Here is a 23,994-nt window from a genome sequence, read left to right as displayed (position 1 = left end):
GCCGCGGGGTCGGCGGGACTGGCTCGACGAGGACCCCGAGCCGGAGCCGCGCGGAAGGGCGCGCGGCCGGCGGGAGCCCCCACGGGAGCCCGAGCCGGAGCCGGTCGTGGAGACGGGCGGCCGGGCCCAGCGGCGCCGTCTGGCCCGCAAGGTCCGGCGGCGCCGCCGCACGCGCCGGGCGGGTGAGCTGCCCCTGCTCGTGGTCGTGGCGCTGTGCATAGCCCTGCTCCTCAAGACGTTCCTGGTGCAGGCCTTCTTCATCCCGTCCGGCTCCATGGAGCAGACCATCCGGATCGGCGACCGGGTCCTGGTCGACAAGCTGACCCCGTGGTTCGGCTCCAAGATCGAGCGCGGTGACGTCGTGGTGTTCAAGGACCCCGGCGGCTGGCTCAAGGGCGAGTCGGCCCGGCAGGCCCCGGACCCGATCGTGGTCAAGCAGATCAAGCAGGCCCTGACCTTCATCGGCCTGCTGCCGTCGTCCGACGAGCAGGACCTGATCAAGCGCGTCATCGGCGTCGGCGGCGACACCGTCAAGTGCTGCGACGCCAAGGGCCGGGTCACCGTCAACGGCTCGCCGCTCGATGAGCCGTACGTGAACCCGGGCAACACCCCCTCCGACATCCCCTTCGAGGTGCAGGTGCCGGCCGGACGCCTGTTCGTGATGGGCGACCACCGGGCGAATTCGGCCGACTCCCGTTTCCACCTCGACGAGGCATTCGAGGGCACCATCGACGAGAACGGCGTCGTGGGGGAGGCCGTGGTGATCGCGTGGCCGTTCGGACACTGGACCCGTCTGGAGCAGCCCGCGACCTTCCGCATGGTGCCCGATCAGGCACGCCGTGCGGGACGCGGCCGCGGGCGACGCCGCTCGGGCACGCCGTTCGCATAGTGTGTCCTGGGTCTCCCGAGCCTTAGGGAACTCCCGCTCGTTAAGGGAGGGGAGGGCCCGTGTCCGGTTCGGCGCGGGCGGCGATCGTGAGTGAGGAGTGGATGTGGGGGACGTGGCGGTAGGCGCACGGTCCGGACGCGACGAGGGCGAGGAGCGGCCGGACGACGCCGTCGCGCACGAGACCGAGGAGGACGGCGCTCTGGACAAGCCGCACCGCTCCTTCTGGAAGGAGCTCCCGCTCCTCATCGGCATCGCCCTGCTGCTGGCCCTGCTGATCAAGACCTTCCTGGTCCAGGCGTTCTCGATCCCCTCGGACTCGATGCAGGACACCCTGCAGCGCGGGGACCGGGTGCTGGTCGACAAGCTCACCCCGTGGTTCGGCTCCGAGCCCGAGCGCGGCGAGGTCGTGGTCTTCCACGACCCGGCGAACTGGCTGTCGGGCGAGCCCACGCCGGAGCCCAACATCGCGCAGAAGGCCCTCAGCTGGATCGGCCTGATGCCGTCCGCCGAGGAGAAGGACCTGATCAAGCGGACCATCGCCATCGGCGGTGACACGGTCGAGTGCAAGAAGGGGGGACCGGTCGTCGTCAACGGCAAGGCGCTCGACGAGCCGTACATCTACCCCGGCAACACCCCGTGCGACGACCACCCCTTCGGCCCGCTCAAGGTGCCCGAGGGCAAGATCTGGGTGATGGGCGACCACCGGCAGAACTCCCAGGACTCCCGCTACCACATGGAGGACTCCACCCAGGGCTTCGTGCCGGTCGACAAGGTCGTCGGGCGGGCCGTGGTCATCGCGTGGCCGGTGACCCGCTGGTCCACGCTGCCGATCCCGGACACCTTCGACCAGCCGGGCATCGGCAACCAGGCCGCGGCCACCGCGCTGGGCCTGGGGGCCGCCGGCCTGGCGCCGGTCGGGCTCGGCCCGGGCGCGCTCGGGCTCGCCGGAGCCGTCCCGCTCGTCATGTGGCGCCGCCGGAGGCTGACCGGCGGCCGTACCGACGGGTAGGGTGCCGCCCAGGTCGACGATCCCGAGGTGGGGGCGCTGCAATGGGCGGAACAGAAGCGATACGCAGGGGCAAGGATGGCCGCGGCGGTCTCGGCAACGTGTTGTCGGGAATCGTCGTGGCCATCGGCTTTGCGCTCTTCCTCGGCGGCTTCGTGTGGGGGGCGCTCGTCTACCAGCCCTACACGGTCCCGACGGACTCGATGATGCCGACGGTACGGCCCGGCGACCGGCTGCTGGCCCAGCGCATCGACGGCGGTGAGGTGCGCCGCGGGGACGTGGTCATCTTTACTGATTCCATGTGGAGCGATTCGCCCATGGTCAAACGGGTCGTCGGCATCGGCGGCGACACCGTGAAGTGCTGCGGCGCGGGCGGCGAGCTGACCGTGAACGGCGTCCCGCTGGAGGAGCCGTACGCCGACACCAGCCGGCCGGACACCGGCCTGGCCATGCCCCCCGGGCAGGCCCCGCCGACCGGGACCCCCTTCGAGGTGACGGTCCCCGAGGGGAACCTCTTCCTGCTCGGCGACCGGCGTGCCGCCTCGCTGGACTCGCGGTCCCACCTGCAGGAGGCCGGCCAGGGCACCGTGCCCCGGTCCGCCGTCAGCGCCCGCGTCGACGCCCTCGCCTGGCCGTCCATGACCATGCTGGAGCGACCGCGGACGTACGAGGCCCTGCCCGGCGGCACCTCGGGGCACGGGCCGCTGCGGCTCCAGGTGGCGGCCGTGGTCGCCGGGGCCGTCCTGGTGGTGCTGGGAGCCGCCTACGGGCCCCTCGCACGGGTCCGGGGCCGCGGGCGGCGGGAGCGGACCGGTGTCGCCTGACGCGGCGGCCGACCGCCGGCCCCGCCAGGTGTCCCGGGTGATCCTGCTGGACCCGGCGGACCGGATCCTGCTGCTGCACGGCTTCGAACCGGCCGACCCCTCCGACGACTGGTGGTTCACCCCCGGCGGCGGACTGGAGGGGACGGAGACCCGCGAGCAGGCCGCGCTGCGCGAGCTGGCCGAGGAGACGGGGATCACCGAGGTGGAGCTGGGGCCCGTGCTGTGGCACCGCTACTGCTCCTTCCCCTTCGACGGCCGGCGCTGGGAGCAGGACGAGTGGTACTTCCTGGGCCGGACCAGCCGGACCACGACCTGGATGGGCGGGCTGACCGAGCTGGAGCGGCGCAGCGTCACCGGAGCCAGGTGGTGGACCTCCGAGGAACTTCTCACGGCACGTGAGACGGTGTACCCGACCAGACTCGCCGAACTGCTCCGCACGCTGCTCGACGACGGTCCTCCGGATGCCCCGGTGGTCCTGGCCCCGGAAATCGTTTAGGGGCGCACGGCGCTGGCGCACAATAGGGGGACGCACGGCTGAAGGGGAACATGCCATGAGTGCCGAGGACCTCGAAAAGTACGAGACCGAGATGGAGCTGAAGCTCTATCGGGAGTACCGCGACGTCGTCGGGCTGTTCAAGTATGTGATCGAGACCGAACGCCGTTTCTACCTCACCAATGACTACGAGATGCAGGTGCACTCGGTCCAGGGGGAGGTGTTCTTCGAGGTCTCGATGGCCGATGCCTGGGTCTGGGACATGTACCGGCCGGCCCGCTTCGTCAAGCAGGTCCGGGTGCTGACCTTCAAGGACGTGAACATCGAGGAGCTGAACAAGACCGACCTCGAACTGCCCGGCAGCTGATCGCCTCACCCGGAAGGGTGACGGGTCCGTCCACAGCGGCCGGGTTGTCCACCAAGATCCACACGGTGGGCGGGGACGCGGGACCGTCGGTGCCGGAGGTGGTGCCCGATGGACGCGAAGAGCGTGGCACGGCAGGCGATGGGGCGGTACGGCGAGGAGCTCGCGGCACGGCGGCTGACCGAGGCCGGAATGACCGTGATCGAGCGGAACTGGCGGTGCCGCGGCGGGGAGATCGACATCGTCGCGCGCGACGGGGACGCCCTCGTCGTGTGCGAGGTCAAGACCCGTCGCGCGGGTGGCTTCGAGCACCCGATGGCGGCCGTACGGACCGCCAAGGCGGACCGGCTGCGGCGCCTCGCCGGGCGCTGGCTCGCCGATCACGGCGGACCGCCGCCGGGCGGGGTCCGCATCGACCTCGTGGGAGTCCTGCTGCCGCGGCGCGGCGCGCCCCTGGTGGAACACGTCAGGGGGGCGGCCTGATGGGGTTCGCGCGAGCCTGCTCCGTGGCCCTGGTCGGCGTCGACGGCGTGGTGGTCGAGGTCCAGGCCGACCTGGAGCCCGGAGTCGCGGCCTTCACCCTCGTGGGGCTGCCGGACAAGACCCTCGTCGAGAGCCGGGACCGGGTGCGTGCGGCCGTGGTCAACTCCGGAGCGGCCTGGCCCCAGAAGAAGCTCACGGTCGGGCTGAGCCCGGCCTCCGTACCGAAGTCCGGCGCCGGCTTCGACATGGCCGTCGCGGCGGCCGTGCTGGGGGCCGCCGAGGTGGTCGACCCGGCGGCCATCGCCGACCTCGTCCTGATCGGCGAGCTGGGCCTGGACGGCCGGGTGCGCCCGGTCCGGGGCATCCTCCCGGCCGTCCTCGCCGCCGCCGAGGCGGGCTACCGGCAGGTGGTCGTGCCGCAGCAGTGCGCCGCGGAGGCCGCGCTCGTACCGGACGTCTCGGTGCTCGGCGTGCGCAGCCTGCGCCAGCTGATCGCCGTCCTGACCGGCGCGGCCGTGCCCGAGGAGGAGGCCGGGGAGCCGCCGGGCCGCCCGGACCCGATGCTCGCCGGACTGCTCGTCCCGGGGGCGGGCCTGGGCACGGGTCTCGCCCCGGGCCGCCCCGACGGGGACTGCGCCGACTTTCCCGACCTCGCCGACGTGACGGGGCAGCACACGGCGCGCCGCGCCCTGGAGGTCGCCGCCGCCGGAGGCCACCACCTGTTCCTCAGCGGGCCGCCCGGCGCCGGCAAGACCATGCTGGCCGAGCGGCTGCCCTGGATCCTGCCGCCGCTCACCCGCCAGGACTCCGTGGAGGTCACCGCCGTCCACTCGGTCGCGGGCATCCTGCCGCCCGGCGAACCGCTGGTCTCCCGGCCGCCGTACTGCGCCCCGCACCACTCGGCGACCATGCAGTCCCTGGTCGGCGGCGGGACCGGGGTGCCCAGGCCCGGAGCGGTCTCCCTCGCCCACCGCGGCGTCCTGTTCCTGGACGAGGCCGCCGAATTCCACAGCCGGGCACTGGACGCGCTGCGCCAGCCGCTGGAATCGGGGCACGTGGTCATCGCCCGCGCCGCCGGCGTGGTGCGGCTGCCCGCCCGGTTCCTGATGGTCCTCGCCTCGAACCCCTGCCCGTGCGGCCGGCACACCCTGCACGGCGCGGGTTGCGAATGCCCGCCCTCGGTGATCCGCCGCTACCAGGCCCGGCTGTCCGGGCCGCTGCTGGACCGGGTGGACCTCAGGGTGGAGGTCGAGCCCGTGACCCGCAGCGACCTGCTGGGCCGCGGCGGCCGGGGGGAGTCCACCGCCGCCGTCGCCGAACGGGTGCGGGAGGCCCGGGAACGCGCGGGGACCCGGCTCGCCGGAACGTCCTGGCGGCTCAACTCGGAGGTTCCAGGACAGGAGTTGAGGACCCGTTGGCAGGCGGCGCCGGGGGCGCTGGCCCAGGCCGAGCGGGAACTGGAGCGGGGGCTGCTCACCGCGCGCGGGCTGGACCGTGTCCTGCGGGTCGCCTGGACCGTCGCCGACCTGCGGGGACGCGATCGCCCCGAGGCGCTGGACGTGGCCGTGGCGCTGGAGCTGCGGACCGGCATCGCCCGCGGGACCATGTCGCTCCCGGGGGAGGGGACATGAGCGGCACACAGGACGAGGAGCTGCTGGCGAGGGCGGCCCTGACCAGGGTGCTGGAGCCCGGGGACCCCCACGGCGGGCGCTGGATCCGGGAGCACGGCGCCACCGGCCTGCTGAGGCTGCTGACCGGGCCGGAGGAGCCCTGGCCGACTCCGCCCGGGGTCGGGCCCGAGCGGCTGGCCGCCTACCGCAGGCGGGCGGCGCTGGCGGACCCCCGGCGCGACCTCGACCTGGCCGCCGCGTCAGGAGGCCGGTTCCTCTGCCCGGGGACGGCGCAGTGGCCGACCCAGCTGGACGACCTCGGGGACGAACGGCCCGTCGGACTCTGGCTGCGGGGCCGGCCCGACCTGCGTACGTGGGCGCTGCGTTCGGTCGCGCTGGTCGGAGCCCGCGCCTGCACCCCGTACGGCGCCCACATGGCGCAGACGCTGGCCGCCGGACTCGCCGAGCGCGGCTGGGTCGTGGTCTCCGGCGCGGCCTTCGGGATCGACGGTGCCGCGCACCGCGGAGCCCTCGCCTCCGGTGGGGCGACCGCCGCGGTGCTCGCCTGCGGGGTGGACGTCCCCTACCCCCGCGGACACGCCGGGCTGCTCGGCCGGATCGCCGGCCAGGGGCTGGTCCTCGGGGAGCTGCCGCCGGGCAGCCATCCCACGCCCAGCCGGTTCGTCCTGCGCAACCGGGTCATCGCCGCCCTCACGCGCGGCACCGTCGTCGTGGAGGCCGCCCACCGCAGCGGCTCCCTCGTCACCGCCCGGCGCGCCCAACGGCTCGGGCGGTACACGATGGGCGTCCCCGGGCCCGCCACCAGCGGGCTCTCGGCCGGCGTGCACGAGCTGCTGAGAGGCGAGGCCGCGCTGGTCACCGACGCGGCCGAAGTGGTCGAACTCGTCGGATCCATGGGGGAGCTGGCCCCCGAGCGGCGCGGCCCCGTGCTCGCCCGGGACCTGCTGGACCGCGACACGGCCCGGGTGCTCGAAGTCCTGCCGGCCGGACGCCCGGCGACCGCGGCCGAGCTGGCACTTGCCTCCGGCACCGGCACCGATGAAGTCATCGGCAGACTGTACGAACTTCACTCTCTGGGGTTCGTCGAACGGCAGGGCGACGGCTGGCAGTTGAGACGATGAACGGCCGGAGGGGGCGGACAATCCCCGGCCCCCCGGCGAGGCGGTCGTTGACCTGGGCAGTTCCGGTGGAAGAGTGAAAGCGATGAGAGACGCGGTCCTCCCGGTGGCAGTCGCCGGGACCGTGCGCCAGGCGCCGGTCCCGGGCCGCCCGCGCGGGCCGGGGCGCCTCTCGGCCCCCGCGCCATCCCGTACTCTTCGCGCACCGCGACACTTTCGTCACGCTACGCTCCCAAGGAATCCGGCTCCGGCAAAGGCGAAGCATGCCCCCACACACCTCAGGGTCCGACCGCGCTGCGGTGCCTCCCGCTGCCCGCGGCAGCGTGCGGTCCACCGCGCCCTCGTCCCTGGAGGTGCTGTGGCGCTCGTACAAGGACTCGGGTGACGAACGGCTGCGGGAGCAGCTGATCCTGCACTACTCGCCCCTGGTCAAGTACGTGGCCGGCCGCGTCAGCGTGGGCCTGCCGCCCAACGTGGAGCAGGCCGACTTCGTCTCCTCCGGGGTCTTCGGGCTGATCGACGCCATCGAGAAGTTCGACATCGACCGCTCGATCAAGTTCGAGACGTACGCGATCACCCGGATCCGCGGCGCCATGATCGACGAACTGCGGGCGCTGGACTGGATCCCCCGCTCGGTCCGGCAGAAGGCGCGCGCCGTGGAGCGGGCGTACGCCACGCTGGAGGCCCAGCTGCGGCGCACCCCGACGGAGAGCGAGGTCGCGGGGGAGATGGGAATCGGTGTGGAGGACCTCCACACCGTCTTCAGTCAGCTGTCGCTGGCCAACGTGGTCGCACTGGAGGAGCTGCTGCACGTCGGCGGCGAGGGCGGCGACCGCCTCTCCCTGATGGACACGCTGGAGGACACCGCCGCCGACAACCCGGTGGAGGTGGCGGAGGACCGCGAACTGCGGCGGCTGCTGGCACGGGCCATCAACACGCTGCCCGAGCGCGAGAAGACCGTCGTGACCCTCTACTACTACGAGGGCCTCACCCTGGCGGAGATCGGCAACGTGCTGGGCGTCACCGAGAGCCGGGTCAGCCAGATCCACACCAAGTCCGTGCTGCAACTGCGCGCGAAGTTGGCGGATGTGGGGCGGTGAGCTTGCGGTACCTCCGTAGAGTGGACGTGTGCCCAGGATTCGAGCGGCCTCCGTGGCCGAGCACCGGTCGATGCAGCGCGGCGCCCTCTTGGACGCCGCGCGTTCCCTGCTGTCCGAAGGCGGTACGGAGGCGCTGACCTTCCCCGCCCTGGCGGAGCGGACCGGACTCGCCCGGTCCTCCGTGTACGAGTACTTCCGCTCCCGCGCGGCCGTGGTCGAAGAGCTGTGCGCCGTGGACTTCCCCGTGTGGGCCGCCGAGATCGAGGCGGCGATGGAGCGGGCCGAGGCGCCGGAGGCGAAGGTCGAGGCCTACGTACGCAGCCAGCTGGGACTGGTGGGGGACCGGCGGCACCGGGCGGTCGTGGCGATCTCGGCCAGCGAGCTGGACGCGGGGGCCCGGGAGAAGATCCGGGCCGCGCACGGCGGGCTGATCGCGATGATCGTCGAGGCGCTGGCCGCCCTCGGGCAGGAGCAGCCCCGGCTGGCCGCGATGCTCCTCCAGGGGGTCGTGGACGCCGCGGTGCGCCGGATCGAGCTCGGTGCCGCGGAGGACCCCGAGGTCATCACGGAGACGGCCCTGGCCATCGCCCTGCGGGGCGTCCGGGGCTGAGCCCCGAGCCGTCCGGAGCCCCCGAGCCGTCCGGAGCCCCTGAGCCGTCCGGAGCGCCCGTCCCGCCCTCGGTGCCGCCCTGCGCACCGTCCGGCCGCAGCCACGGCAGCAGGCGCGGGGTGGGCCGCGTCAGGAGCGTCAGGGGGTTGAGGTACGCCTCGCCCGACAGCAGCCCCCAGTGCAGGCAGGGCGCCGGGCAGTGGGACCCCTCCGTCAGCACCGCCACCACCTGCCCCGCCGCGACCTCCTCGCCCTCCGTGACCAGCGGCCGCACCGGCTCGTACGTGGTGCGCAGACCGTTCGCCAGCGCGAGCGAGAGCACCCCGCGGCCCGCGACCTGCCCGGCGTAGTGCACCCGGCCCGCGGCGACGGCCCGCAGCTCCGCACTCACCGGGGCGGCCAGGTCCACCCCGCGGTGGCCGGCCGCGTACGGGGTCGGGGGAGGGTCCCACCAGCGCGCCACCGACAGGGGTGCCGGGAGCGGGCGGACCGCGGACGGAGCGGCGGGCAGGGCCGTGTGGGCCAGGACCAGGAGCAGGCCGAGCAGCAGTGGTGTCATGCCGTCCAATGTCCCGCGGTGCCCGGGGCGGCGGGACCGGCTGTGGACGACCCGGGCCCTGTGGACAACGGCGTCACCCGGCATACCGCCGGGTCCCGTACACTTCTTGTGGCGATCCGGGTCACCGGGTCGACTTCGCACGCCCCGGCGCCAGCCCGAAACGGCCAGGTGACAGCGTCTCTCGGTCCCCTTCATGGGGGCAGGGCGCGGTGGGGCGTCAGGAACCAAACCGAGAAACCAAGGAGATGGCCATGGCCGTCGTCACGATGCGGGAGCTGCTGGAAAGCGGCGTCCACTTCGGTCACCAGACCCGCCGTTGGAACCCGAAGATGAAGCGCTTCATCTTCACGGAGCGCAACGGCATCTACATCATCGACCTGCTGCAGTCGCTGTCGTACATCGACCGCGCCTACGAGTTCGTGAAGGAGACCGTCGCGCACGGTGGCTCCATCATGTTCGTCGGTACCAAGAAGCAGGCCCAGGAGGCCATCGCCGAGCAGGCGACGCGCGTTGGCATGCCGTACGTCAACCAGCGCTGGCTCGGTGGCATGCTCACCAACTTCTCCACCGTCTACAAGCGCCTCCAGCGTCTGAAGGAGCTTGAGGCGATCGACTTCGAGGACGTCGCCGCCTCGGGTCTCACCAAGAAGGAGCTCCTGGTCCTCTCCCGCGAGAAGGCCAAGCTGGAGAAGACCCTCGGTGGTATCCGCGAGATGTCGAAGGTTCCCAGCGCCGTCTGGATCGTCGACACCAAGAAGGAGCACATCGCCGTCGGTGAGGCGCGCAAGCTCCACATCCCGGTCGTCGCGATCCTCGACACCAACTGCGACCCCGACGAGGTCGACTACAAGATCCCGGGCAACGACGACGCGATCCGTTCCGTCACCCTGCTCACCCGCGTGATCGCCGACGCCGTCGCCGAGGGCCTCATCGCCCGCTCCGGCGCTGCGACCGGTGACTCGAAGCCGGGCGAGAAGGCCGCCGCCGAGCCGCTCGCCGAGTGGGAGCGCGACCTGCTCGAGGGTGACAAGAAGGCCGACGAGGCCCCGGCCGCCGACGCCGCCGCCGAGGCTGCTCCGGCCGCCGAGGCCGTCGAGGCTCCGGCCGCCGACGCCGAGCAGGCCTGACCCACTGAGAGCGCCCGGCGTTCACGCGCCGGGCACTCGCAGCACGGACGATGACGGCGGGGGAGCCGCGCCACGAGCGCGGCGCCTCCGCCGTTCACCCGTAGATCTACGACTTCGAGAGAGAATCACAGACTCATGGCGAACTACACCGCCGCTGACGTCAAGAAGCTCCGCGAGCTCACCGGCGCCGGCATGCTGGACTGCAAGAACGCGCTCGTGGACGCCGACGGCGACGTCGACAAGGCCCAGGAAGCGCTCCGCATCAAGGGCCAGAAGGGCGTCGCCAAGCGCGAGGGCCGTTCCGCCGAGAACGGTGCCGTCGTCTCCCTCATCGCCGACGACAACACCTCCGGTGTCATCGTCGAGCTGAAGTGCGAGACCGACTTCGTCGCCAAGGGCGAGAAGTTCCTGGCCGTCGCCAACGAGCTGGCCGCGCACGTCGCCGCCACCTCCCCGGCCGACATCGAGGCGCTCCTGGCGTCCGAGATCAAGCCCGGCCAGACCGTCACCGCTTTCGTCGACGAGGCCAACGCCAACCTCGGCGAGAAGATCGTCCTGGACCGCTTCGCGCAGTTCTCCGGCGGCTACGTGACCGCGTACATGCACCGCACGATGCCCGACCTGCCGTTCCAGATCGGTGTCCTGGTCGAGCTCGACAAGGAGAACGCCGAGGTCGCCCGCGGCGTCGCGCAGCACATCGCCGCGTTCGCGCCGCAGTGGCTGTCCGCCGAGGACGTCCCGGCCGAGAAGGTCGAGTCCGAGCGTCGCATCGCCGAAGAGGTCACCCGCGCGGAGGGCAAGCCCGAGGCTGCCATCGCCAAGATCGTCGAGGGTCGCGTCAACGGCTTCTTCAAGGACGCCACGCTGCTCGGCCAGGCGTACGCCCTGGACAACAAGAAGTCCGTCCAGAAGGTCCTGGACGAGGCCGGTGTCACCCTGAAGCGCTTCACCCGCATCAAGGTCGGCATCTGAGTCCGTCCGTACGCGACGGACACCGGACCCCGGTAGGGTCTGAAGCAGTCGTCCGCGCTTGCGCGAGGCGACCGCAGATCTGACGAGGAGGCCATTGCCGTAGAGGGAACCGCAAGGACCCACCGGCAATGGCCTTCTTCGTATGTGCACGAGGAGATCTCCATGAATCAGGGCGTGGACCCCCACACCGCTTCCGACGACAAGAGCGACCAGTACAAGAAGGGCCGCCGCTTCATGCTGAAGCTGTCGGGCGAGGCCTTCTCCGGTGGCGGAGGACTGGGCGTCGATCCCGACGTCGTCCACGCCATCGCGCGTGAGATCGCCGCGGTGGTCCGCGACGGCGCGGAGATCGCCGTCGTGATCGGCGGCGGCAACTTCTTCCGGGGCGCCGAGCTCCAGCAGCGCGGCATGGACCGGGCGCGGTCCGACTACATGGGCATGCTCGGAACGGTCATGAACTGCCTCGCGCTCCAGGACTTCCTGGAGAAGGAGGGCATCGACTCCCGCGTGCAGACGGCCATCACCATGGGCCAGGTCGCGGAGCCGTACATCCCGCTGCGCGCCGTGCGCCACCTGGAGAAGGGTCGCGTCGTCATCTTCGGCGCGGGCATGGGCATGCCCTACTTCTCCACCGACACCACGGCCGCCCAGCGCGCCCTGGAGATCGACGCCGAGGCCCTCCTCATGGGCAAGAACGGTGTCGACGGGGTCTACGACTCCGACCCGAAGAAGAACCCGGACGCGGTGAAGTTCGACGCGCTGGAGTACGGAGAGGTCCTCTCGCGCGACCTCAAGGTCGCCGACGCCACCGCCATCACCCTCTGCCGTGACAACAAGCTGCCGATCCTCGTCTTCGAGCTGCTCGCCGAGGGCAATATCGCCCGCGCCGTCAAGGGTGAGAAGATCGGCACGCTCGTCAGCGACCAGGAAACCCGGGCCTGAGCAGTCCGCTGCCGGTCCGGGCGGCCCGGACCGGCCCGCCCGCCCGCCTGAACCATCCATTCAAGACATGCAGGAGCACGTGGTGATCGAAGAAATCCTCCTCGAGGCCGAGGAGAAGATGGAGAAGGCCGTCGTCGTCGCGAAGGAGGACTTCGCCGCGATCCGTACCGGCCGAGCGCACCCGGCGATGTTCAACAAGATCGTCGCCGACTACTACGGCGCCATCACGCCCATCAACCAGCTCGCCTCGTTCGCGGTCCCCGAGCCGCGCATGGCCATCGTGACGCCGTTCGACGCGTCCGCGCTGCGCAACATCGAGCAGGCCATCCGCGACTCCGACCTCGGTGTCAACCCGAGCAACGACGGCCGGATCATCCGGGTGACCTTCCCCGAGCTGACCGGTGAGCGCCGCAAGGAGTACATCAAGGTCGCCAAGAACAAGGCCGAGGACTCCAAGGTCTCCATCCGTTCCGTGCGCCGCAAGGCCAAGGACGCGCTCGACAAGCTCGTCAAGGACAAGGAGGCCGGCGAGGACGAGGTCCGTCGCGCGGAGAAGGAGCTCGACGACACCACCGCGAAGTACGTCGCGCAGGTGGACGAGCTCCTCAAGCACAAGGAAGCCGAGCTCCTCGAAGTCTGATGAACGACTCTTCCTGGCAGCCGGAGCCGGTTCCGGCGGGTCCCGCATACGATGCGCAGGTGGGCCCGCACACTCGGCCCATGCCCATCGTGCCCGATGCCGCCGGCCGTGACTTCGACGACCGGGAAGCACGCGATCGGGGGGCCGCCCCGGACGGCGGCTCCCTGTTCCGCGCCGATACGCCGCCGCAGGAGCCCATGCCCAGCCCCCCGCCCCCGCATGCCGAGCACCCGCAGGACTCCTCACCCCCGCCGCAGAAGAAGCGCGCGGGGCGGGACCTGCGTGCCGCGATAGGGGTGGGCGTCGGTCTCGGCGCGGTCATCTTCGCCTCGCTCCTGATCGTCAAGGCGGTCTTCGTCGGCGTCATCGTCGTCGCGGTCGTCGTCGGCCTGTGGGAGCTCACCTCACGGCTGCAGGAGAAGAAGGGCATCAAGGCCCCTCTCGTCCCGCTCGCGGTCGGCGGCGCGGCCATGGTCATCGCCGGTTACGTCCGGGGGGCCGAGGGCGCCTGGGTCGCCATGGCCCTGACGGTGCTGGCCGTCCTGGTGTGGCGGATGACCGAACCGCCCGAGGACTACCTCAAGGACGTCACGGCGGGCGCCTTCGCGGCGTTCTACGTGCCCTTCCTGGCCACGTTCGTCGCGATGCTGCTCACCGCCGACGACGGGCCGCAGCGCGTGATCACCTTCCTGCTGCTGACCGTGGTCAGCGACACCGGGGCCTACGCGGTGGGCTGGCGCTTCGGCAGGACCAAGCTCGCGCCGCGCATCAGCCCGGGGAAGACCCGCGAGGGGCTCTTCGGCGCCGTGGCCTTCGCCATGGGGGCCGGCGCGCTCTGCATGGAGTTCCTGATCGACGGCGGCGCCTGGTGGCAGGGTCTGCTGCTCGGCCTCGCGGTCGCGGTCAGCGCCACCCTGGGCGACCTGGGCGAGTCGATGATCAAGAGGGACCTGGGCATCAAGGACATGGGCACCCTGCTGCCGGGGCACGGCGGCATCATGGACCGGCTGGACTCGCTGCTGCCCACCGCCCCGGTGGTGTGGCTGCTGCTGGCGGCCTTCGTCGGCACCGGCTGACCGGTTCCGGTCGGGTTATCCTGGAGGGCGCGCCGCGTGTACGCGGCGCGCCCTTTCCGTCCAGCGGCCGAGCCGCGGACCGGCCCTGCACGCGCGGGGTGACCCCCACCTCGTCGTACTGAGGAGTACCGCATGGCCCCCCGTCCCGCTCCGGGTGAGCTCACCTTCGTCGCTCCCCGCGGGGTCAAGAAGCCGCCCCGGCACCTCGCCGACATGACTCCGGCCGAGCGCCGCGAGGCGGTCGCCGCGATCGGTGAGAAGCCCTTCCGGGCCAAGCAGCTCTCCCAGCACTACTTCGCCCGCTACGCCCACGACCCGGCGGAGTGGACGGACATCCCGGCGGGCTCCCGGACCAAGCTCCAGCAGGAGCTCCTCCCGGACCTGATGAACGTCGTCCGGCACATCAGCTGCGACAACGACACCACCCGCAAGACCCTGTGGAAGCTGCACGACGGCACGCTCGTGGAGTCCGTGCTGATGCGCTATCCCGACCGGGTCACCATGTGCATCTCCTCGCAGGCCGGCTGCGGCATGAACTGCCCGTTCTGCGCCACCGGCCAGGCGGGCCTGGACCGCAACCTCTCCACCGCCGAGATCGTGCACCAGATCGTCGACGGCATGCGCGCGCTGCGTGACGGCGAGGTCCCCGGCGGTCCCGCGCGGCTGTCGAACATCGTCTTCATGGGCATGGGCGAGCCGCTGGCCAACTACAACCGCGTCGTCGGCGCAATCCGCCGGCTCACCGACCCGGAGCCCGACGGCCTGGGCCTGTCCCAGCGCGGCATCACCGTCTCCACCGTCGGCCTGGTCCCGGCCATGCTGCGCTTCGCCGACGAGGGCTTCAAGTGCCGTCTCGCCGTCTCGCTGCACGCGCCCGACGACGAACTGCGCGACACCCTGGTCCCGGTGAACACCCGCTGGAAGGTGCGCGAGGTCCTCGACGCCGCCTGGGAGTACGCCGAGAAGTCCGGCCGCCGGATCTCCATCGAGTACGCCCTGATCCGCGACATCAACGACCAGGCCTGGCGGGGCGACCTCCTGGGCCGGCTGCTCAAGGGCAAGCGCGTCCACGTCAACCTGATCCCGCTGAACCCGACGCCCGGTTCGAAGTGGACCGCCTCGCGGCCCGAGGACGAGAAGGCCTTCGTGGAGGCCATCGCCCGCCACGGGGTGCCCGTGACCGTGCGTGACACCCGCGGCCAGGAGATCGACGGCGCGTGCGGGCAGCTGGCTGCCTCGGAGCGCTAGATTCCGCTTCTGTTCGAGGTGATTCGGCCACGGGGTACCCTGTGGCCGAACCAATTGCATATTCCGACAGGGGAGCGCCACAGCGCTGAGAGTGCGGTATCCGTCATCCGCAGACCCTCTGAACCTCGCCCCGGTCATTCGGGGTAGGAAGTTCGGTCACCACTCTTGCTGTTGCGCCCTGCCCGGCGTCCGCTCGCAGAGCGCCGGGCAGGGCCGCGTCTTCTCCTGGACATCCCAGGAGGAATTCACCAATGAGCACCACCAAGAAGCTCGCGGGCGCGGCGCTCGCGGCCGCGCTGGGCGTCACCACGCTCAGCGCCTGCGGCGGCGGCGACGCCAAGGACAAGCCCGCGGGTGCGAGCGACGCCCCGAAGTCCAAGACCGTCACGCTCGTCTCCCACGACTCCTTCAACGTGACCGACGCGGTCCTCAAGGAGTTCGAGCAGCGGAGCGGCTACACCGTCAAGGTCCTGAAGTCCGGGGACGCGGGCGCCGCCCTCAACCAGGAGATCCTCACCAAGGGCTCCCCGCGCGGCGACGTCTTCTTCGGCGTCGACAACACCCTGCTCTCGCGCGCCCTCGACAACGGCATCTTCACCCCGTACGAGGCCAAGGGCCTGGCCGACGTGAAGCCCGAGTACGTGCTCGACAAGGAGCACCGGGTCACCCCGATCGACTCCGGCGACATCTGCGTCAACTACGACAAGGCCTACTTCGCCGACAAGAAGATCGCCCCGCCGCAGACGCTGGACGACCTGGCCAAGCCCGAGTACAAGAACCTGCTGGTGGTCGAGAACGCCGCGACCTCCTCCCCCGGCCTCGGCTTCATGCTCGCCTCCGTCGGCAAGTACGGCGAGGAGGGCTGGAAGGACTACTGGAGCAGGCTGAAGGCCAACGGCGTCGAGGTCGTCGACGGCTGGGAGCAGGCCTACAACGAGCGCTTCTCCGGCTCCGCCGGCGGCAAGAAGGCCAAGGGCGACCGCCCGCTGGTCGTCTCCTACGCCTCCAGCCCGCCGGTCGAGGTCCTCTACGGCGAGCCGCAGCCGGCCGAGGCCCCCACGGGCGTCTCCACCGGCACCTGCTTCCGCCAGATCGAGTTCGCCGGCCTGCTGAAGGGCGCGAAGAACGAGGAGGGCGGCAAGGCCCTGGTGGACTTCCTGATCAGCAAGAAGTTCCAGGAGGACATGCCGCTGCAGATGTTCGTGAACCCCGTGACCAAGGACGCCGCCCTGCCGGAGCTGTTCACCCGGCACGGCGTGGTGGTCGAGAAGCCGGAGAACGTCGCACCGGAGACCATCGCCAAGAACCGCGAGCAGTGGGTCAAGGCATGGACCGCGCTCGTCGTGAAGTAGGCGGTACGAAGGAGCCGGGCGCGGCGTCGGCCGGCGCCGCCCCGGTCCCCGGACCGGGGCGGGCACCCGGGCGGGGCGAGAGCGGACGGGCCACCGCCGTCCGGCTCGCCCTGATGGCCGTCCCCCTCGCCTTCTTCGGGCTGTTCTTCGCCTACCCCGTCGCCGCGATCGTCGGCCGCGGCCTCAAGACCGACACCGGATGGCAGTTCGGCCGGTTCGGCGAGGTGCTGGCCCGGCCCGACATCGCCGACGTCCTGTGGTTCACCACCTGGCAGGCGCTCGCCTCCACGGTGCTCACACTGCTGATCGCCCTGCCGGGCGCGTACGTCTTCGCGCGCTTCGAGTTCCCCGGCAAACAGCTGCTGCGGGCCGTGGTGACCGTTCCCTTCGTGCTCCCGACCGTGGTCGTGGGCACCGCCTTCCTCGCCCTGCTCGGTCGCGGCGGCCTGCTCGACGAGGTGGCCGGCGTCCGGCTCGACACCACCGTCTGGGCGATCCTGCTGGCGCACGTCTTCTTCAACTACGCCGTCGTCGTGCGCACGGTCGGCGGGCTGTGGGCCCAGCTCGACCCGCGCCAGGAGGAGGCCGCCCGGGTGCTGGGCGCCGGACGGTTCGCGGCCTGGCGCAAGGTGACGCTGCCCGCGCTGGCCCCGGCCGTGGCGGCGGCCTCCCTGATGGTGTTCCTCTTCACCTTCAGTTCCTTCGGCGTCGTCCTGATCCTGGGCGGACCCGCCTACTCCACCCTGGAGGTGGAGGTCTACCGGCAGACCGCACAGCTCCTGGACCTGTCGACGGCCGCCGTCCTGACGATGGTTCAGTTCGCCGCGATCGGCGCGATCCTCGCCCTGCACGCCTGGACCGTGCGCCGGCGCGAGACCGCCCTGCGCCTCGTCGACCCCGGCATCACCGCGCACCGTCCGCGCGGCTGGGCGCAGCGCGGCCTGCTGGGCGGCGTCCTGTTGACCGTCGGGCTGCTGATCGTGGCGCCCCTGGCCGTGCTCGTGGAGCGCTCCTTCGACACCCCCGGCGGCTACGGGCTCGGCTTCTACCGCGCCCTGCAGGACGCCGGGGCCGGCGGCGGAACCTTCCTGGTGCCGCCGCTGGAGGCGATCTGGAACTCCCTGCAGTACGCGCTGGCCGCCACGGCCATCGCCCTGGTGGTCGGCGGACTCGCGGCCGCCGCGCTGACCCGGCGCGGGGGCCGCTTCGTACGGGGCTTCGACGCGATGCTCATGCTCCCGCTCGGGGTGTCCGCCGTGACCGTGGGCTTCGGCTTCCTGATCACCCTGGACGAGCCGCCGCTGGACCTGCGGACCTCGTGGATCCTGGTGCCGCTGGCGCAGGCCCTGGTGGGCGTGCCCTTCGTCGTACGGACCATGCTGCCGGTCCTGCGCGCCGTCGACGGGCGGCTCCGGGAGGCCGCCGCCGTGCTCGGCGCGTCACCGCTGCGCGCCTGGCGGGAGGTGGACCTGCCGCTGGTGCGCAGGGCGCTGCTGATCGCGGCCGGGTTCGCCTTCGCCGTGTCCCTGGGGGAGTTCGGCGCGACCGTCTTCATCGCGCGGCCCGACCGGCCGACGCTGCCCGTCGCGGTCGCGCGGTTGCTGGGCCGGGCCGGCGAGCTGAACTACGGGCAGGCGATGGCCCTGAGCACGATCCTGATGCTGGTGTGCGCGGTGTCCCTGCTGGTGCTGGAGCGACTGCGACCCGACAAGACCTCCGGAGAGTTCTGATGACACTGCTTCAGCTGGAAGGGGTGTCGGTCCGCTTCGGCGAGCGCGCGGTCGTCGACTCCGTGGACCTGGAGGTCGCCGAGCACGAGACCGTGTGCGTCCTGGGCCCGAGCGGCAGCGGGAAGTCCACGCTGCTGCGGGTCGTCGCCGGGCTCCAGCAGGTGTCCGGGGGGCGGGTGCTGCTGGGCGGGGCCGACCAGGCCGGAGTCCCCGTGCACCGGCGGGGCGTGGGCCTGATGTTCCAGGACCACCAGCTCTTCCCGCACCGCGACGTCGGCGCGAACGTCGCCTTCGGCCTGCGGATGCGCGGAGGCGGCCGGGCGTCCTGCGCCGCCCGGGTGGCGGAGCTGCTGGAACTGGTCGGCCTCCCCGGCGCGCAGGGCCGGGCGGTGGCCTCCCTCTCCGGCGGCGAGCAGCAGCGGGTGGCGCTGGCCCGCGCGCTGGCGCCGTCGCCGCGGCTGCTGATGCTCGACGAACCGCTCGGACAGCTGGACCGGGGTCTGCGGGAGCGCCTCGTCGTCGAGCTGCGCGGGCTGTTCTCACGGCTGGGGACGACGGTCTTGGCCGTCACGCACGACCAGGGGGAGGCCTTCGCCCTGGCCGACCGGGTGGTGGTGATGCGGGACGGCCGCATCGCGCAGGCCGGGACCCCGCTGGAGGTGTGGGAGCGGCCGGCCTCGGAGTTCGTGGCGCGCTTCCTCGGCTTCGACAACGTGGTCCCGGCGACGGTGACGGGAGGCGCCGCGGCGACCGCCTGGGGCGAGGTCCCGGTGCCGGCGGCTCCCCCGAGGGGGAGCAGCGGCTGCTGATCCGCCCGGCGGGAGTGGTGCTGCGCGAGGCGGGTCTGCGCTGCGAGGTGGTGTCCCGGACCTTCCGCGGCACCCACGTGGCCCTGCTGCTGCGGCCCGAGGACGGCCCGGTCCTGGAGGCCGAGTGCGGCCTGGCGGGGGCTCCGGCCGTCGGCGACCGGGTCGCCGTGACCTTCAGCCCCGCCGAGGTCGTCGTGCTCCCTCCGGTAGCCCGGTAGCCGGTCCCGCCGTTCAGGCGGCCTTCGGCAGGACGCCGTCGCAGGCGATCTGCAGGTGCCGGGGCCCGCGCAGCACCGCGTTCTGCCGGTACGGCGGCGGGTCCTCCAGCAGGCGCGGGTTGACCAGCCTGCGGGCCAGCTCGCTCAGCGCGAGCTGCGCCTCCTGCCGGGCCAGCGGTGCCCCGAAGCAGCTGTGGATGCCGCTGCCGAGGCCCAGGTGCTGGATGTCCTTGCGGTCCGGGTCGAAGCGGTCCGGATGCTCGAACCGCTTCGGGTCGCGGTTGCCGGAAGCCAGCATCAGCCACAGCGAGGCGCCCTTGGGGATGGTGACCCCCGCGACCTCGATGTCGGAGAGCGTGGTGCGCTGCGGCAGCAGCTGCACCGGCGGTTCGTAGCGCAGCAGCTCCTCCACGATCGGGACCGACAGACCGGGGTCCTCCCGCAGCCGCTTGAGGACGTCCGGGTGGCGCAGCAGGGTCAGCATGCCGTTGGTGATCAGGTTGACCGTGGTCTCGTGGCCGGCGATCAGCAGCAGCGCGGAGGTGCTGAGCGCCTCCATCGTGGTCATCGCGCCGTCCGGGCCGTCGGCCGTCGCCAGCTGGGACAGCATGTCGTCGCCGGGGTTCTTGCGCCGCTCCTCGATCAGCCCGGCCAGGTACATGCCCAGTTCCATCCGGGCGTCCATGGTGCCCTTGCCCCGCTGGGTGGGGTCCGCGTCCGGGTCGGGGTCCAGGCTGGCGGCGAGGGTCTCCGCCCAGACGTGGAAGCGCGGTTCGTCCTCGTGGGGCACCCCGAGCAGCCGGCAGATCACCGTGACCGGGAAGGGGTACGCGAACTGGTCGACCAGGTCGACCCGGTCCAGGTTCCCGGAGGTGGCGATGCCGTCGATGAGCCCGGCGACCAGCCCGTCGAGCTCGTCGCGCATCTCGTGCACCCGGTGCGGGGAGTGCGGCGGCCCGAACGGGCGGTTCGTCATGCGCCGCAGCCGGTCGTGGTCCGGCGGGTCGAGCTTGAGGAAGGAGGGCGGCAGGGTCGTTCCCTCGTCGTCGGCCGACTGGCCCAGCGGGTCGTCACCGGTAGCCTTGAGGTTGCGCGAGTCGGAGCTGATCCGGGGGTCGTGCAGCAGGCTCTGGATCTCGTAGTACGTGCTGACGACGTACGGGCCGTTCCCGTCGTGGGACACGGGGGTCTTGCGGAGCTCCTCGTACAGCGGGTACGGATTGGCCCGGCTCGCGTAGTCGATGATCTCCCGCAGGAGGGCTTGGGTCATGGCGGGTCCTCGATCCTCGGGGGCGGTCGCGGCGCGGTCAGCGCCCGGGGTTGAAGGTCATCTTCCGGTCGGCCGGCGAGTAGCCGCTGAGTGTGATGGTCGGGCCGTGGGTCGGCACCGAGGGGTCGGGGAAGTCCGCAGGCACCGGCTTGTTGCCCTCCGGCCTGCGGTCCACCGTGGAGAACGGCGGCGGGAAGGGCGCGGTGCTCTCGATCTGCTGCTCGTAGAAGGGCAGCCAGCGGCAGTTGTCGAAGGTCACCGCGGCGATCACCCGCCCCTGGTAGCCGTAGACGGCAGCGAACCGGCGCTCGGCCAGCGAGCCCTGGGTGATGAGGATCTCGGTCCCCATCGGCGGCACTCCGACCGACTTGATGTTCACGCCGAACTGCGAGGACCAGAAGGCCGGCACCCACAGGTGGGGACGGCGGTCCGCACTCTCGCTGAGCATGTTGTGCGCGGCGGTGTCGGCCTGGGCGACGGCGTTGCCCCAGTGCTCCAGGGACAGGAACTGGTAGCCGAAGAGGGCGTGCGGGGACCGTGCCACGTCACCCGCGACGTAGATGTCGTCGGTGACGATGCCCCGGATGTCGAAGGCCCGGCAGCCCGCGTCGCAGGCGATGCCCCGGGGGCCGGCGCCCAACCCGGACCCGGCGAGCCACTCGGTGTTGCGCTGGGCGCCGAGGGAGACGACCACCACCTCGGCCTCCACGGTGGAGCCGTCGGAGAGGTGGGCGGCGCGGACCCGGCCCGAGGGATCGCCCTCCAGGGAGGTGACCATGACGCCGGTGCGCAGGTCGACCTCGTGCTCCCGGTGCATCTCGGCCGCCACCTCGCCGATCACCCCGCCGAGGGCGCCGACCAGCGGGGCCGAGCCGCGTTCGGCGACGGTCACGTTCAGGCCGCGCTCCCGGCAGGCGGAGGCGATCTCGGACCCGGTGAAGCCGGCGCCGATGACGAGCACCCGGCGGGGACCGGCGGCGAGGGCGCGCTGGAGCCCTTCGGCGTCGTCGCGGGTGCGCAGGACGAAGACGCCGTCGAGCTCGCCCTCCTCCGGGTTGGGCCAGGGCCGGGCGCGGACGCCGGTGGCGATCAGCAGCCGGTCGTACTCGACCTCTTCACCGTTGCCGAGCCGGACCCGGCGGCCGGCCATGTCCAGGCCCGTCGCGGCTACGCCGAGGCGCCAGTCGGCGTCGATCGCCCGGCGACGGGGGAGCGCCGTGTGGTCGGCCACCGCGTTGCCCAGCAGGACCTGCTTGGACAGCGGGGGCCGGTCGTACGGCTCGTGGGGTTCGTCGCCGATCATCGTGAGCGAGCCGGTGAACCCCTTGTCGCGCATGGTCTCGGCGGCCCGCAGACCCGCGAGCGAAGCGCCGACGACGACGATGCGGCCTTCGCGTTTGAGGTGCTCCAAAGCACCGTCGTGTGTGCGTTCACCGGTCACCGTGTACCTCCGGAACCGGCGCCGGCCCCGGCCACGGCGTCCTGGGACACCATGCCGGCCATGTCCTCGTCGGTGAGTTCGAGGAGGATCGCGCCGACGGGGCAGGCGGCCACGGCGCGGGCGACGTCCTCGTACTGCTCGGCCGCGGCCTGCGGGTTGTAGAGGAGCGACTCGTCGCCGTGCATGGCGAAGACGTCGGGAGCGAGGAAAGCGCACTGGGCGTATCCCTGGCAGCGGTTGAGGTCGACGACAAGCCTCATGACGGATCTGCCTTTCCCTCGGCTGTTGATCCCCGTCGCCCCCCGGGTGACCCCCGGTTCCTCCCCTGCCCACCAGCATGCACGCGGTACCCCTGGGCCGCCTGCCGGAGCACGGACGGCCAGGTCAGGAGGGGTTCAGGGCGGCCCTGAGGGGTCCGTGGGCGCGGCCGTGCGGCGCACGCGCAGGATGTAGAGGCTGATGACCAGCGCCCAGGCCGGGAAGAGCAGCTCCGACCAGGGGACGCCGGAGCCCATGACGATGAGGACCAGGCCGACGAGGGTGCCCAGCAGGGCCAGCGGTCGCGGGAAGACGCCGAGCGTCCGCCCGATCATCGAGGTCGCGAGGACGAAGACCGCGGCCATGCGCATGGAGTACGTCGCCAGCAGGGTGTAGGCGTAGTGGCGGCCGAAGTCGGAGGGCGTCTCCTCGTTCAGCACGGTGCCGGCGGCCGCGGCGGCGGCGAAGAGGGTGGCCACGAACACGAATCCGCTGCCGAGGAACACGGTCGCGATGAACCGGTCCTCCGCCTCGCCGGTGTGGGCGCGCAGGGCGCCCATGAACCAGAGGAAGAAGATGCCGGCGAACGGCACGATCTGCAGGGCCAGCTGCACCGCCCAGCGGCGGTCCGGGTCGATGGTCGCGTCGGCGGTGTGGCCGGCCGGAACGGAGGTCCGCATCAGGACGATGGCCGCGGCGAGCAGCAGGGCGAAGGCGACACCGGCCATTCCGGCCGCGCGCGGCGTCTTCAGCCGATCGGTCGTGGGCTCCATGAACCCCTCGCTCTCTCCCCCTCCCGGTCCAGCAAGCGACAGCCGTCGCCGCGTCACCACCGGGGGACGGCCGACCGGGTGAGGGAGCCGCGCGGGCGCCGCCCGGCCGGCCAGGGGTCAGCCGACCGGCTCCGGTACCGGCGCCCCCGTCTCCTCCTCGGCGCCTTCGTGCTTGCCGTACCAGGCCACCGCCACCGCGCCGGTCACCGCCATGACGAAGCCGAGGACGGCGAGCCAGGCGAGGCCGGGGCGCGACGCGTCACCGAGCCAGAGCACCCCGATGGCGCCCGGGAGCACGGTCTCGCCGACGACGAGGGCCGCGGTGGCGCCGTTCACCGAGCCGATCTGCAGGGCGACGGTGTGCAGGTACATGCCGCCGATGCCGGCCAGCAGGATGGCGTAGAGGGCCGGGTCGGTGAGCAGGGTGCCGAGGTCGAACGGGTCGACGCCGTCCAGGATGCGAACGCCGACGCCGAGCGCGCCGAAGCCGAGACCGGACAGCAGGCCGGCCAGGATCGCGGCGCCGCCGCCGAGGAGGCGGACGGCCACCGTACCGCCGACCATCAGCAGGGTGGTGATGGCCAGCAGCCACCAGTGCGTGGACATCGGCGCGTGGTGGCCGCCCTCGTGGCCCGCCGCCGTCGCCAGCAGCACCAGCGCGGTGCAGACGGTACCGATCGAGGCCCATTCCTTGCGGCTCAGCCGGATGCCCAGCATCTTCACGCTGAGCACGGCCGTGATCACCAGGTTGGCGCTGATCACCGTCTGGGACAGGAAGAGCGGCAGGAGGCGGGCGGCCAGGGCGCCGAGCCCGAAGCCGACGAAGTCGAGGATCGTGCCGACGATGAACTCCCACGTCATCGCCGCCTTGGCGGTGGACGAGAGGTTGGGGCCGCCGTGGGCGGTCACCCCGGCGGCCGTCGGGGACATCCGGGCGGCGCGGCGCGATCCGACGGCTTGCAGCACGGATCCCGTGCCGTAGCAGATGGATGCCGCGACAGCGGTCAGCAGGCCTATGAGCACCGAGGGCTCCGATCACGTCTGGCAGGTTGTGCGGTACC

24 protein-coding genes and 1 pseudogene are annotated in these 23,994 nt (G+C 72.1%); 19 read left to right on the top strand and 6 right to left on the bottom strand.

The genetic code is table 11. From position 1 onward, the window contains the following. The first annotated feature begins 106 nt into the window (after positions 1-106). The 10 genes from lepB (AC2RP6_RS13245) (at position 107) to AC2RP6_RS13200 (ending at position 8,518) form a co-directional block, all read left to right on the top strand. Positions 107-889, top strand: a complete 783-nt coding sequence (gene lepB, locus AC2RP6_RS13245; protein WP_486446421.1) for a signal peptidase I — start codon at positions 107-109, stop codon at positions 887-889. A gap of 112 nt (positions 890-1,001) precedes the next feature. Continuing rightward, positions 1,002-1,898 (top strand): signal peptidase I, encoded by an 897-nt coding sequence (lepB, locus tag AC2RP6_RS13240; RefSeq protein ID WP_486446420.1) that lies wholly within the window; start codon positions 1,002-1,004, stop codon positions 1,896-1,898. A 41-nt stretch (positions 1,899-1,939) separates the two neighbouring features. Further along, positions 1,940-2,719, top strand: coding sequence for a signal peptidase I (gene lepB, locus AC2RP6_RS13235; RefSeq protein WP_486446419.1), 780 nt, complete (start codon positions 1,940-1,942; stop codon positions 2,717-2,719). After that, positions 2,709-3,215: an NUDIX hydrolase gene (locus AC2RP6_RS13230; protein ID WP_486446418.1), complete on the top strand. Its 507-nt coding sequence runs from the start codon at positions 2,709-2,711 to the stop codon at positions 3,213-3,215. The genes lepB (AC2RP6_RS13235) and AC2RP6_RS13230 overlap by 11 nt, the downstream gene beginning before the upstream one ends. A gap of 55 nt (positions 3,216-3,270) precedes the next feature. Beyond that, positions 3,271-3,579, top strand: a complete 309-nt coding sequence (locus tag AC2RP6_RS13225) for a DUF2469 domain-containing protein (protein WP_008737534.1) — start codon at positions 3,271-3,273, stop codon at positions 3,577-3,579. Positions 3,580-3,687: 108 nt separating this feature from the next. Further along, positions 3,688-4,059: a YraN family protein gene (locus AC2RP6_RS13220; protein WP_486446417.1), complete on the top strand. Its 372-nt coding sequence runs from the start codon at positions 3,688-3,690 to the stop codon at positions 4,057-4,059. Next, positions 4,059-5,690, top strand: a complete 1,632-nt coding sequence (locus AC2RP6_RS13215) for a YifB family Mg chelatase-like AAA ATPase (protein ID WP_486446416.1) — start codon at positions 4,059-4,061, stop codon at positions 5,688-5,690. The genes AC2RP6_RS13220 and AC2RP6_RS13215 overlap by 1 nt, the downstream gene beginning before the upstream one ends. Beyond that, positions 5,687-6,811, top strand: coding sequence for a DNA-processing protein DprA (gene dprA, locus AC2RP6_RS13210; RefSeq protein WP_486446415.1), 1,125 nt, complete (start codon positions 5,687-5,689; stop codon positions 6,809-6,811). Before AC2RP6_RS13215 ends, dprA begins: the two co-directional genes overlap by 4 nt. Before the next feature lie 260 nt (positions 6,812-7,071). Continuing rightward, the gene (gene whiG, locus AC2RP6_RS13205) at positions 7,072-7,908 is read left to right on the top strand and encodes an RNA polymerase sigma factor WhiG (RefSeq protein WP_403934741.1); all 837 of its coding nucleotides are present in this window, start codon (positions 7,072-7,074) and stop codon (positions 7,906-7,908) included. Positions 7,909-7,978: 70 nt separating this feature from the next. Next, positions 7,979-8,518, top strand: coding sequence for a TetR/AcrR family transcriptional regulator (locus AC2RP6_RS13200; RefSeq protein ID WP_486450320.1), 540 nt, complete (start codon positions 7,979-7,981; stop codon positions 8,516-8,518). Here AC2RP6_RS13200 and AC2RP6_RS13195 read toward each other — a convergent pair. Beyond that, positions 8,472-9,077 carry a M23 family metallopeptidase gene (locus AC2RP6_RS13195; RefSeq protein WP_486446414.1) on the bottom strand — a complete coding sequence of 202 codons (606 nt, stop codon included), beginning with the start codon at positions 9,075-9,077 and terminating at the stop codon, positions 8,472-8,474. The two genes, AC2RP6_RS13200 and AC2RP6_RS13195, sit on opposite strands and share 47 nt — an antisense overlap. A gap of 251 nt (positions 9,078-9,328) precedes the next feature. On the opposite strand from AC2RP6_RS13195, the gene rpsB reads away from it, so the two are divergent. The 9 genes and pseudogenes from rpsB (at position 9,329) to AC2RP6_RS13150 (ending at position 19,191) form a co-directional block, all read left to right on the top strand. Continuing rightward, positions 9,329-10,204, top strand: a complete 876-nt coding sequence (gene rpsB / locus AC2RP6_RS13190; RefSeq protein WP_486446413.1) for a 30S ribosomal protein S2 — start codon at positions 9,329-9,331, stop codon at positions 10,202-10,204. 135 nt (positions 10,205-10,339) lie between these two features. Next, positions 10,340-11,176, top strand: a complete 837-nt coding sequence (gene tsf, locus AC2RP6_RS13185) for a translation elongation factor Ts (RefSeq protein ID WP_350987711.1) — start codon at positions 10,340-10,342, stop codon at positions 11,174-11,176. Between the two features lie 162 nt (positions 11,177-11,338). Beyond that, complete coding sequence (gene pyrH / locus AC2RP6_RS13180) at positions 11,339-12,118, top strand: UMP kinase (RefSeq protein ID WP_136231792.1); 780 nt, start codon at positions 11,339-11,341, stop codon at positions 12,116-12,118. Positions 12,119-12,200: 82 nt separating this feature from the next. Further along, complete coding sequence (frr, locus tag AC2RP6_RS13175; RefSeq protein ID WP_030028670.1) at positions 12,201-12,758, top strand: ribosome recycling factor; 558 nt, start codon at positions 12,201-12,203, stop codon at positions 12,756-12,758. Beyond that, positions 12,758-13,834, top strand: coding sequence for a phosphatidate cytidylyltransferase (locus AC2RP6_RS13170; RefSeq protein WP_486446412.1), 1,077 nt, complete (start codon positions 12,758-12,760; stop codon positions 13,832-13,834). Before frr ends, AC2RP6_RS13170 begins: the two co-directional genes overlap by 1 nt. Positions 13,835-13,966: 132 nt before the next feature. Continuing rightward, positions 13,967-15,082, top strand: a complete 1,116-nt coding sequence (gene rlmN, locus AC2RP6_RS13165) for a dual-specificity RNA methyltransferase RlmN (RefSeq protein WP_030651000.1) — start codon at positions 13,967-13,969, stop codon at positions 15,080-15,082. 251 nt (positions 15,083-15,333) lie between these two features. Then, complete coding sequence (locus AC2RP6_RS13160; protein WP_486446411.1) at positions 15,334-16,434, top strand: thiamine ABC transporter substrate-binding protein; 1,101 nt, start codon at positions 15,334-15,336, stop codon at positions 16,432-16,434. Positions 16,435-16,547: 113 nt separating this feature from the next. Beyond that, positions 16,548-18,164 (top strand): ABC transporter permease, encoded by a 1,617-nt coding sequence (locus AC2RP6_RS13155; protein WP_486450319.1) that lies wholly within the window; start codon positions 16,548-16,550, stop codon positions 18,162-18,164. Next, positions 18,164-19,191: pseudogene (locus tag AC2RP6_RS13150) on the top strand (ABC transporter ATP-binding protein). The gene AC2RP6_RS13155 and the pseudogene AC2RP6_RS13150 overlap by 1 nt, the downstream one beginning before the upstream one ends. A gap of 13 nt (positions 19,192-19,204) precedes the next feature. Here AC2RP6_RS13150 and AC2RP6_RS13145 read toward each other — a convergent pair. The 5 genes from AC2RP6_RS13145 to AC2RP6_RS13125 form a co-directional block, all read right to left on the bottom strand. After that, complete coding sequence (locus AC2RP6_RS13145) at positions 19,205-20,461, bottom strand: cytochrome P450 (protein ID WP_486446410.1); 1,257 nt, start codon at positions 20,459-20,461, stop codon at positions 19,205-19,207. Positions 20,462-20,498: 37 nt separating this feature from the next. Continuing rightward, complete coding sequence (locus AC2RP6_RS13140; RefSeq protein ID WP_486446409.1) at positions 20,499-21,872, bottom strand: NAD(P)/FAD-dependent oxidoreductase; 1,374 nt, start codon at positions 21,870-21,872, stop codon at positions 20,499-20,501. A 26-nt stretch (positions 21,873-21,898) separates the two neighbouring features. Beyond that, positions 21,899-22,162: a ferredoxin gene (locus AC2RP6_RS13135; RefSeq protein WP_486446408.1), complete on the bottom strand. Its 264-nt coding sequence runs from the start codon at positions 22,160-22,162 to the stop codon at positions 21,899-21,901. A gap of 135 nt (positions 22,163-22,297) precedes the next feature. Further along, positions 22,298-22,933 (bottom strand): hypothetical protein, encoded by a 636-nt coding sequence (locus tag AC2RP6_RS13130; protein WP_486446407.1) that lies wholly within the window; start codon positions 22,931-22,933, stop codon positions 22,298-22,300. Positions 22,934-23,050: 117 nt separating this feature from the next. Then, positions 23,051-23,956, bottom strand: a complete 906-nt coding sequence (locus AC2RP6_RS13125; RefSeq protein ID WP_486446406.1) for a DMT family protein — start codon at positions 23,954-23,956, stop codon at positions 23,051-23,053. Positions 23,957-23,994: the final 38 nt, after the last annotated feature.

Source organism: Streptomyces sp. WAC03905 (genome assembly GCF_057371075.1).
This window is presented reverse-complemented; position numbering and strand designations above follow the sequence as displayed.

Excerpts from the sequence above, each read along its gene's own strand:
- lepB (WP_486446419.1), top strand. The coding sequence starts at position 1,940 with ATGGGCGGAACAGAAGCGATACGCAGGGGCAAGGATGGCCGCGGCGGT.
- AC2RP6_RS13225 (WP_008737534.1), top strand. The coding sequence starts at position 3,271 with ATGAGTGCCGAGGACCTCGAAAAGTACGAGACCGAGATGGAGCTGAAG.
- AC2RP6_RS13220 (WP_486446417.1), top strand. The coding sequence starts at position 3,688 with ATGGACGCGAAGAGCGTGGCACGGCAGGCGATGGGGCGGTACGGCGAG.
- AC2RP6_RS13215 (WP_486446416.1), top strand. The coding sequence starts at position 4,059 with ATGGGGTTCGCGCGAGCCTGCTCCGTGGCCCTGGTCGGCGTCGACGGC.
- dprA (WP_486446415.1), top strand. The coding sequence starts at position 5,687 with ATGAGCGGCACACAGGACGAGGAGCTGCTGGCGAGGGCGGCCCTGACC.
- whiG (WP_403934741.1), top strand. The coding sequence starts at position 7,072 with ATGCCCCCACACACCTCAGGGTCCGACCGCGCTGCGGTGCCTCCCGCT.
- AC2RP6_RS13200 (WP_486450320.1), top strand. The coding sequence starts at position 7,979 with ATGCAGCGCGGCGCCCTCTTGGACGCCGCGCGTTCCCTGCTGTCCGAA.
- AC2RP6_RS13195 (WP_486446414.1), bottom strand. The coding sequence starts at position 9,077 with ATGACACCACTGCTGCTCGGCCTGCTCCTGGTCCTGGCCCACACGGCC.
- rpsB (WP_486446413.1), top strand. The coding sequence starts at position 9,329 with ATGGCCGTCGTCACGATGCGGGAGCTGCTGGAAAGCGGCGTCCACTTC.
- tsf (WP_350987711.1), top strand. The coding sequence starts at position 10,340 with ATGGCGAACTACACCGCCGCTGACGTCAAGAAGCTCCGCGAGCTCACC.
- pyrH (WP_136231792.1), top strand. The coding sequence starts at position 11,339 with ATGAATCAGGGCGTGGACCCCCACACCGCTTCCGACGACAAGAGCGAC.
- AC2RP6_RS13170 (WP_486446412.1), top strand. The coding sequence starts at position 12,758 with ATGAACGACTCTTCCTGGCAGCCGGAGCCGGTTCCGGCGGGTCCCGCA.
- rlmN (WP_030651000.1), top strand. The coding sequence starts at position 13,967 with ATGGCCCCCCGTCCCGCTCCGGGTGAGCTCACCTTCGTCGCTCCCCGC.
- AC2RP6_RS13160 (WP_486446411.1), top strand. The coding sequence starts at position 15,334 with ATGAGCACCACCAAGAAGCTCGCGGGCGCGGCGCTCGCGGCCGCGCTG.
- AC2RP6_RS13155 (WP_486450319.1), top strand. The coding sequence starts at position 16,548 with ATGGCCGTCCCCCTCGCCTTCTTCGGGCTGTTCTTCGCCTACCCCGTC.
- AC2RP6_RS13145 (WP_486446410.1), bottom strand. The coding sequence starts at position 20,461 with ATGACCCAAGCCCTCCTGCGGGAGATCATCGACTACGCGAGCCGGGCC.
- AC2RP6_RS13135 (WP_486446408.1), bottom strand. The coding sequence starts at position 22,162 with ATGAGGCTTGTCGTCGACCTCAACCGCTGCCAGGGATACGCCCAGTGC.
- AC2RP6_RS13130 (WP_486446407.1), bottom strand. The coding sequence starts at position 22,933 with ATGGAGCCCACGACCGATCGGCTGAAGACGCCGCGCGCGGCCGGAATG.